Annotated in this window: 11 protein-coding genes; 1 reads left to right on the forward strand and 10 read right to left on the reverse strand. The window is 68.7% G+C overall.

Going from position 1 to position 8709, the window contains the following annotated elements; translation table 11 throughout:
* From ACWCSD_RS40990 to rpsP, 10 genes are all read right to left on the reverse strand, one after another.
* Positions 1-189 (reverse strand): YraN family protein (locus ACWCSD_RS40990; RefSeq protein ID WP_449922989.1); only part of this gene is annotated, 189 nt, incomplete at its 3' end.
* Between the two features lie 1084 nt (positions 190-1273).
* Positions 1274-1597, reverse strand: coding sequence for a DUF2469 domain-containing protein (locus ACWCSD_RS40995; RefSeq protein WP_026215037.1), 324 nt, complete (start codon positions 1595-1597; stop codon positions 1274-1276).
* A 39-nt stretch (positions 1598-1636) separates the two neighbouring features.
* Entirely contained in the window at positions 1637-2305 is a 669-nt protein-coding gene (locus tag ACWCSD_RS41000) for a ribonuclease HII (protein WP_364324443.1), read from the reverse strand.
* A 50-nt stretch (positions 2306-2355) separates the two neighbouring features.
* The gene (lepB, locus tag ACWCSD_RS41005; RefSeq protein WP_352330985.1) at positions 2356-2952 is read right to left on the reverse strand and encodes a signal peptidase I; all 597 of its coding nucleotides are present in this window, start codon (positions 2950-2952) and stop codon (positions 2356-2358) included.
* A complete protein-coding gene (gene lepB, locus ACWCSD_RS41010; RefSeq protein ID WP_387667740.1) occupies positions 2952-3809 on the reverse strand; it encodes a signal peptidase I in 858 nt (285 codons plus the stop codon). The genes lepB (ACWCSD_RS41005) and lepB (ACWCSD_RS41010) overlap by 1 nt, the downstream gene beginning before the upstream one ends.
* Positions 3810-3951: 142 nt before the next feature.
* Positions 3952-4314, reverse strand: coding sequence for a 50S ribosomal protein L19 (rplS, locus tag ACWCSD_RS41015; protein WP_352350313.1), 363 nt, complete (start codon positions 4312-4314; stop codon positions 3952-3954).
* Positions 4315-4451: 137 nt separating this feature from the next.
* Positions 4452-5231, reverse strand: coding sequence for a tRNA (guanosine(37)-N1)-methyltransferase TrmD (trmD, locus tag ACWCSD_RS41020; RefSeq protein ID WP_364389021.1), 780 nt, complete (start codon positions 5229-5231; stop codon positions 4452-4454).
* Complete coding sequence (rimM, locus tag ACWCSD_RS41025; protein WP_358283744.1) at positions 5231-5731, reverse strand: ribosome maturation factor RimM; 501 nt, start codon at positions 5729-5731, stop codon at positions 5231-5233. The genes trmD and rimM overlap by 1 nt, the downstream gene beginning before the upstream one ends.
* A 74-nt stretch (positions 5732-5805) precedes the next feature.
* A complete protein-coding gene (locus ACWCSD_RS41030; RefSeq protein ID WP_020546537.1) occupies positions 5806-6051 on the reverse strand; it encodes an RNA-binding protein in 246 nt (81 codons plus the stop codon).
* 1 nt (position 6052) lies between these two features.
* The gene (rpsP, locus tag ACWCSD_RS41035; RefSeq protein WP_352329496.1) at positions 6053-6502 is read right to left on the reverse strand and encodes a 30S ribosomal protein S16; all 450 of its coding nucleotides are present in this window, start codon (positions 6500-6502) and stop codon (positions 6053-6055) included.
* A 254-nt stretch (positions 6503-6756) separates the two neighbouring features.
* Here rpsP and ACWCSD_RS41040 point away from each other — a divergent pair, with 254 nt between their 5' ends.
* Positions 6757-8109 (forward strand): hypothetical protein, encoded by a 1353-nt coding sequence (locus tag ACWCSD_RS41040; protein WP_449922998.1) that lies wholly within the window; start codon positions 6757-6759, stop codon positions 8107-8109.
* Positions 8110-8709: the final 600 nt, after the last annotated feature.

The raw sequence follows: 8709 nt of genomic DNA on the forward strand, positions 1-8709 counted from the left end.
TGCTCGACGCGCGGGCGATCCTGCTGCACGAGAGCGCGGCCTCGCGGGAGGATGACCGTCCAGGGCGATGATGTCGATCTCGCCGCGACGGCAGCGCCAGTTGCGTTCGAGGATCGTCATTCCCTTGGCTTCGAGGTAGATCGCGGCCAGGTGCTCGCCTTCTTTGCCGAGCTCGTCTTTCGGGGCCATGGGGGGGCGTCCCTTCGTCCGTCGTCGGTGCTGTGTTCGGTCACCGACCTTGGCGGATGGCGGGGAGATCAGACGGAGGCGAACGGGATTCTGGGGATAGCGGAGAGAGCTGGGCGGCGGCTTGTGGATAACTCCACGCGACCGAGGCTCGTTGCCGGGCCATCGAGGGGCGTCATCTGTGCATCCATGCCGGGATGACGGAACAGGTCAGAGCGTTGTGTGATCAGGAGCGGTGTGACCGTCCCGCCCGAGATGGCTCGCCGTGGCACGACAGTCGGCCACTGCACAGCGCAGGGGCGGCGGAGGCGCACCATGAGCCTTATGGCCCTACGGCCCTACGGCCCTCCGCGGCCCCTGAAGCGACGCGGACGGCTGGCGGCGACGGTGTAGGTAGGACGCGGTACCCATCCCACGAGGCGGCACATAACGGGCAGCACGTGGGAGGAGGGGGTGAGCGCGCGACAGAGGGCGTGTAGCGCGCGGCAGGAGGAGGGGGCAGGCGCCTCCGTCGTGGGCCAGATGGCGCTCATCTTGAGCCGGCTGCCAATGCTCATCGCGGGCCAGGCGTCGCTACCCTGAGCTGGCTAATGCTTCCGCCTGCCCGGCAACCCTCACCTTGCGCTCGGCGACGACCATCGCAAGCCGGATGACGCCCCAGCACGCGCTGATGGCACCCAGCGTGTGCCCGCAGCGCTCAGCGTGTCCCGGAGGGAGCCCAACGTGGTCCCTGCAGGGCTCAACATGTGCCGACACTGCCCAGCAAGCACCCGGCGGGCGCCACAGCGCGGAAGCAGGTCATCAGCGTGCAGGAGGCGGTACTCAGCATGCTTGCAGGTATGCGTCGTGCAAGGCATCGGGCCGATGAGGTCAGCGTTGGTCAACCAGCAACGAGACTTCCTGAGGACCAATAGCCGCCCAGAGCGATGAGTCCCCCCGATGCGGCGTGACAGCAGCGGCGTCACGCGCAACACCAGAACCCCGGACCTCCAGGAGCGAGCACAAGCTCAACCGAGCCGACACGCCGCCGGACGCACCAGCAACACCCGCCGCCCCACCGGCCCCGCCTCGACGGCGCCCCTTCGACCTACCCCGAGAACCCTTCCTTGGGCATCTCCAGGTCGGCCTTGGCCAGTTCCTCGACGTTCACATCCTTGAACGTGACCACCCGCACGTTCTTCACGAACCGCGCCGGCCGGTACATGTCCCACACCCAGGCGTCCTGCATCTTCACATCGAAGAAGACGTCGCCGTTCTCCGCCGTACGGACGTCGAGGTCGACCGAGTTGGTCAGGTAGAACCGACGCTCAGTCTCCACGACGTATGTGAACAAACCGACGACATCACGGTATTCGCGGTAAAGCTGCAGCTCCATCTCGGTTTCGTATTTTTCGAGATCCTCTGCGCTCATCGCGGTCCTCCTGTCGTACCGGTCCCCCGGTTCGCCTGCTCAGGCAACCCCGGCCCCCATCTCATTTTCACCCATCCCCCTGGCCACCGTGACGAAGGAGTAACGGTGTTCGGGGCACGGGCCGTGTCTCTCCAGTGCCAAACGGTGTCCTGGCGTGACATACCCCTTGTGCTCGGCAAAACCGTACTGAGGGAACCTTCGATCCAGCTCGACCATGAGGCGGTCCCTCGTCACCTTGGCCACGATCGACGCGGCCGCCACGCAGGCGGCCACCTGATCCCCCTTCCACACCGCCAGGGACGGCGCGGGCATGCCGGGCACCGGGAAGCCGTCCGTGAGGATGTACTCCGGATCACATGGCAACTGCGCCACAGCCCGCCGCATTCCGGAGATGTTGCTCCTGTGCAGCCCCCGGGCGTCGATCTCGGCGGCCGGGATCACCACGACGCCCACGTGGGCGGTGGCGACGACGCGGTCGTACAGGCGCTCGCGCACCGGCGGGGACAGCACCTTGGAGTCACCGAGACCGTCGATCTCCCTGCGCAGGACGACGGCCGCGACGACCAGCGGCCCGGCGCAGGCGCCGCGGCCCGCCTCGTCGACGCCCGCGATCGGGGTCAGCCCACGGCGGGCCAGCGCCCGCTCGTAGGCGTAGAGTCCGGAATCGCGCCGGACGACGCTCGGTCGAGGGCGGAACGCAACTGTCATGACACTCGAAGCGTACGCCCCATTCGCCGCAAACCGCGACCGAAAGCCCCTTACTTGACCTTGTCGAAAGTCTCGGGCGTGGAGAACAGGTAGCCGCGCGACAGCGGCCAGTAGCGGACGACCGCCTTGCCGATCACGTCGTCGACGGAGATGAAGCCGCCGCCGGGCTCGTCCATGTGGGCCCGCGAGTCCGCCGAGGCGGTGCGGTGGTCGCCCATCAGCCACAGTTTGCCGGCCGGGACGGTGACGCTGAACTTGTCGCCGCCGCCGAAGTCGCCGGGGTAGAGGTAGGACTCCTCGTCGAGCGGCGTGCCGTTGACGCTGATGCGGTGCTTGGAGTCGCAGCACACCACCTTGTCGCCGCCGACGCCGATGACCCGCTTGATGGTGTCCTCGCCGGTGCGCCAGCCCTTGAAGACCACGATGTCGCCGCGCTCGGGATCGCCCGCCAGCTTGTTGACGAAGACCCGGTCGTTGATGAGCAGGGTGTTCTCCATCGACTCCGACGGGATGTAGAACGACCCGATCACGAACGCCTGGAGCAACAACGCGATGCCCACGCCGAGCACCAGCAGCAGGACGGTCTCCCGGAAGCCGCCCTTTTTCTTCTCTTTGGCCACGCCCTCCGCCTTCTTGGTGACGGCCATCAGCGTTTCCTCCCCAACCGGCGCCGACGAACCAGGACCAAGGGTACGGCCAGCCCGAACCCGGCCACCAGCGGTACGGCCCCTCCGAGTGCCTGGAGCGCGGGCTGCGCGAAGGTGTCGGGTATGGACAACACGCCCGCCCGGTTGAACGGCCAGACGATCACGAAGGCCCGGCCGATGACCTGACCTTCGGGGATCGAGCCGCCGCCCTGGTCGCCGGTGTGCGAGCGGGAGTCGAGCGAGACGGAACGGTGGTCGCCCATCACCCACAGCCGCCCGGGCGGCACGGTGATGTCGAAGAACCGGTCGGACGGCACATTGCCCGGATAGAGGTAGCTCTCCTCGTCGATGGCCGTGCCGTTGACCGTGATGCGCCCCTTGGAGTCGCAGCACTTGACGTGGTCGCCGCCCACGCCGATGACCCGCTTGATGTAGTCCTTCTCGCCGGGGACGACGCCGAAGGCCGTGCCGACCCAGCGGAAGAAGCCCGCGATCGGGTTGGACGGCTCCTCGACCTCGAACTCGCCGTCCCAGGAGTCGACGCCGGAGAAGACGACCACGTCGCCGCGCTCGATGTCACGGGTGTGGTAGACGAGCTTGTTGACCAGGACCCTGTCGTTCTTGAGCAGGGTGTTCTCCATGGACTCCGACGGAATGTAGAAGGCCTGGATCACGAACGTCTTGATGATCAGGGCCAGCACGAGGGCCACAACGACAAGTACGGGGAGTTCTTTCCAGAACGACCCCTTCTTCTCCTTGTCGCCCTTTGCCGGCTTCTGAGTCTCTTCGGCGACCACGTCCACCTCGTCCTCGACAGGGCGGCGCGAAGCGCCGTGCTCCTGGTCTTCGCTTGTCATCGCTGACGAGCCTAGATGATGGAACGGCTCGACAAGCCTCGACCGACGTTACACCCACGCACGAGTCGCTCCACATAAAGGAAATGGCCCCGCAAAGCCGAAAGGCCCGTGCGGTGCACGGGCCTTTCGGAAAAGATTGGGGTTACTTCGCGGGCGTGGACTCACGCTTCTCGCGGATGCGGGCGGCCTTGCCGCGCAGGTCGCGCATGTAGTAGAGCTTGGCGCGACGCACGTCACCGCGGGTCACGAGCACGATCTTCTCGATGACCGGGCTGTGCACCGGGAAGGTGCGCTCGACGCCGACGCCGTAGCTGACCTTGCGGACCGTGAAGGTCTCGCGGGCGCCGCTGCCCTGCCGGCGCAGCACGAAACCCTTGAAGACCTGGATACGGGAGCGGTTGCCTTCGACGACTCGTACGTGGACCTCGAGCGTGTCACCGGGGCGGAACGCCGGGACGTCGCTCCGAAGGGTCGCCTTCTCGAGCTCCTGGATCTTCGTGTGCATGAGAGCTGTCCTCAAGTCCTCGCGAGCACGCGGAGGTCCACCCGGCCGGAGCTCGCGGCGGACACGCTTGCTGATTTGATGAACCCGGGACCGTTACCCGGGCATGACGGACCAACCGTGTGATGGTCGGCAGCGATTCAGTTTGCCACATCTTCCGGCCGGACGCGAAACGAGAGCTCGTCGAGCAGCTTCCTGTCGTGCTTGTCGAGCGTCTCCGGATCGAGCGCCGCGGCCAGTTCCGGCCGGTTCCGCACCGTACGCCGGAGCGCCTCGTCCCGTCGCCATCGGGCGACTTTTCCGTGATGTCCGGACAGCAGCACCGCGGGAACCTCGTGCCCGCGCCAGACCGGCGGCTTGGTGTAGACCGGGCCTTCCACCAGGTTCTGCATCGAACCCGGCGCGAAGGAGTCGTCCACGGCCGACTGGGCGTTGCCCAGCACGCCGGGCAGCAGCCTGCCGACGGCCTCGACCATCACCAGCACCGCGACCTCGCCACCGGCCAGCACGTAGTCGCCGATGCTGACCTCGTCGACCCGCAGCCGGGCGCCGTACTCGGCCATGACGCGCGAGTCGATGCCCTCGTAACGCCCGCAGGCGAACAGCAGCCACGGCTCGGCGGCCAGCTCCTGGGCCATCTCCTGGGTGAACGGCCGCCCGCTCGGCGTCGGCACGATGACCCGCGGAGCGCCGTCGCCGATCACCGAGTCGATGGCCTCGCCCCAGACCTCGGGCTTCATCACCATGCCGGGACCGCCGCCGTACGGCGTGTCGTCGACCGTCCTGTGCACGTCGTGCGCCCAGTCGCGGAGCTGGTGGACGCGTACGTCGAGGGTGCCGCGCTCGCGCGCTTTGCCGATCAGCGAGACGTCGAGCGGGGCGAAGTACTCGGGGAAGATGGAGATGATGTCGAGGCGCATCACAGCAGGCCCTCTGGCGGGTCGACGACCAGGCGCCCGCCCGTCAGATCGACCTCGGGCACCAGGGCCTTCACGAACGGGATGAGCGCGTCGTCCTGCCCGCGCCGGCGTACGACCAGCAGGTCCTGGCCGTGGTGCAGCACGTCGGTGACCTCGCCGACGGGCTCGCCGGACACGGTCTCCACCGCCAGCCCGACGAGCTGGTGGTCGTGGAACTCGTCCGGGTCGTCCGACGACTCCACGTCGGCGGAGTCGATGACCAGCATGGTGCCCCGGAGCTCCTCGGCGGCGTCGCGGCCGTGAACCCCCTCGAACGCGATCAGCAGCACGCCCTTGTGCCAGCGGCGGCTCTCGACCACGAGCGGCCCCGCGCTCGCCGGGTCGGTCGCGACAGCCACGCCCTCGGCGAAGCGCAGCTCGGGATCGTCGGTGCGCACCTCCACGGTGACCTCGCCGCGTACACCGTGCGGACGGCCTATCCGGCCGACGACCAGCTGCACGTAAACCCACCTTCTCCTAACGCAAGCGCCCCCATCAGCCCCTTCGGGACCGATGAGGGCGCGAATTCCTGACGCTAACGGACTGCTTCGTCCAGGTCGAGCAGATCGACCCGTACGTACTTCCCGTCGGCCAGGGCGTTCACAACGGTGCGCAGCGCCTTGGCGGTGCGCCCGCCGCGTCCGATGACCTTGCCCAGGTCCTCGGGGTGCACCCGGACCTCCAGGACGCGCCCGCTGCGAATGCGGCGAGCGCGGACCCGGACATCGTCGGGATGTTCGACGATGCCCTTAACGAGGTGCTCGAGAGCCTCCTCGAGCACGTCAGCCCTCGCCCTCGGTCGGGGTCTCGGCGGCGGGGGCGGCCTCAGCCTCTTCCTTCTTCTTGGCACGCTTGGGCGCCGTGGTGGCGGCCGTGCCGGTGTCGCCACCGGACAGCGCCTCCTTGGCCGCGGCCTCGTAGAGGGCGTGGCGGTCGGGCGCGGGCTCGGCGACCAGCAGCGGCGCCGGGGCGGCCTCGCCCTTGAACTTCTGCCAGTCACCGGTGAGCTTGAGCAGCTTGAGCACCGGCTCGGTCGGCTGCGCGCCGACACCCAGCCAGTAGGCCGCACGCTCGGCGTTGACCTCGATGCGCGAAGGGTTTTCCTTCGGGTGGTACAGGCCGATCTCCTCGATCGCCCGGCCGTCACGCTTGGTGCGGCTGTCGGCGACGACGATTCGGTACTGAGCGTTGCGGATCATGCCGAGCCGCTTGAGCTTGATCTTGACTGCCACTGGTGTGGTCTCTCCTGCATTCGAGCGTGGGTGAACGGCACCTCATCGAGTGGGGCACGATGAGAGGACGTTCCAGGGACAGGCGTGGCCGGCAGGAGATGAGAGGGCACCCACCTGGTCACGATGTTCCAACATGTCATTCTGCCAGACCGCGGACAGTGCCTTCGACCTGTCCCGGCAGGCCGCGGCAAAGGCTCGGCAAGGGCCGCGTGTCACCTCGCCCGACTTGATCAACTTCCCGGCGGAATGGGTGGGTGACCACCACGACCAATCCGCTGTTCACGCGCGCGCGGCTGCTCACCGCCGGCGCGTCCGTCCTGCTCACCGGCGCCTTGTTCGGGCTTACGGCCACCGCCGCGGCGGGCGAGTTCGCCAACGCCAACGGTATCGGCCTGACCATCACCGAGATCCCGGAACTGGGCCAGCCGGGCTTCTCCGGCACCTGGGGCACGGCGTCCGTCGGGCCCGACCCCGGCACCGACACCGGCGACTGGAGCGACCCCGACGGGGTCACCGACTTCGTCAGCCTGGCCAACGAGCAGATCCAGGCCGACGGCCTCGACGCGCCGGACGTCTGGGAGGCCAGCGCCCAACTGGTCGTCAACACCCTTCAGCTCAACCCGGACGCGTCCGAGCCGCTGCTGGTCACGGGCAACGTGGAGACGCACGCGCGGTGCACGCCGCCGGCTCCGGCGATGGCGTCCGTACAGGCGGCGCCGGGGACCATCACGGTGCTCGGCGTGCCCGTGGACCAGGGGACCACGGAGGTGCCCGCGACGGGCGCGCAGCTCGGGTACCCCGGCGTGTACGACGGGATCCTGACGGTGGTCAGGACCGACAACGCCACGACGAACGACGCGACCTCCGCCGAGGCGGACATGACGATCTCGATCTCGGCCAGCCTGCGGGACGCCGACGGGAACGTCGTCTACGAGGGGCCGCTCACGGAGGTCACCATCGGCCGGGTGGAGGTCAACTGCGTCCCCAACCAGCCCACCCCGACGCCCACGATCACCCCCACGGTGACCCCGACACCCACGCCCACCGTCACTCCTACGCCCACCGTGACCCCCACCCCCACGGTCACACCCACCGTGACGCCCACTGTGACACCGACGCCTACGGTCACGCCGACGCCGAACCCGACGCCGACCGTCACTCCTACGCCCACCGTGACGCCCACCGTGACACCGACGCCCACGGTGACGCCCACGCCGACCGTGACGCCCACACCGACCGTGACGCCGACACCCACCGTGACGCCGACGCCGAACCCGACGCCCACCGTGACGCCGACGCCCACGCCGAGCCCAACGCCCACGCATGACTGCACTCACAAGCCGCACGAGACTCACAAGCCGTACGAGAAGAGCCACTGGCCCCCTTGCGAGTGGCCGTACAACCCGCATGAGCCGCACCACCACGGCGGCCCCAGCGGTCATCAATGGCCCGGCGACCACGACGGCGAGTTCGGCACAGCGCACGAAGACGCCTGGGTGACCCAGAGGTCGCCGCTCACCGGCCTGCCGATGTGGATGCCCGTAACGGCCGCCTCAGGGTGGCTCCTCATGGATCCCGCTCTGCAGCGGATGCTCCTCTGCCGTTAGAGCATGCCGAACGGCCTCACATCCGCGCGCCCGGTGACCGACCACGGTCCCGGGCGCGCACCCGTTCGGGCGAGCGCGAACACACCGGCGAACAGCGACACAGCCCCGACGCGCCAACCACCGTCATGAAGGCGGCGCGAGTAGGGGTAGTACGAGAAGGACCGGCGCGAAAGGGGGGCCGGGGCGAGAAAGACCGGCGCCAAAACCCGCCAGCACAGCACCGACGGCGCAAGGGCCGCCAGCACAGGGACCGCTAGCGCAGAAGCCGCCAGCACAGGGGCCGCCACCGCAAGGGGCGCCGACGTAAGGGGCACCGGCGTAAGGGGCACCGGCGCAAAGGGCCGCCGCAAGGGACGCAGGTGTAAGGGCGCGCCTGGATGCCCAGAGCTTCCGATGCGGGGCGAGGCCCGCCATGGCACGCGTAAGAGACACGGCTCCGAGTCGGGCGCCAGACAGGCGCGGCGGACAGACAGACGCGCCGGTCGGCCAGCCCAGGGTCGCGGTCAGGGACAGGTGCGCGCCCACGTCCGGTTCCACCGTACGCTGGCCGCGCAGCTCGCCACCCCCGAGGGCCGGGCGCTGCACGCTCTGCTCCATCGC

It is taken from the genome of Nonomuraea sp. NPDC001684 (assembly GCF_053596515.1).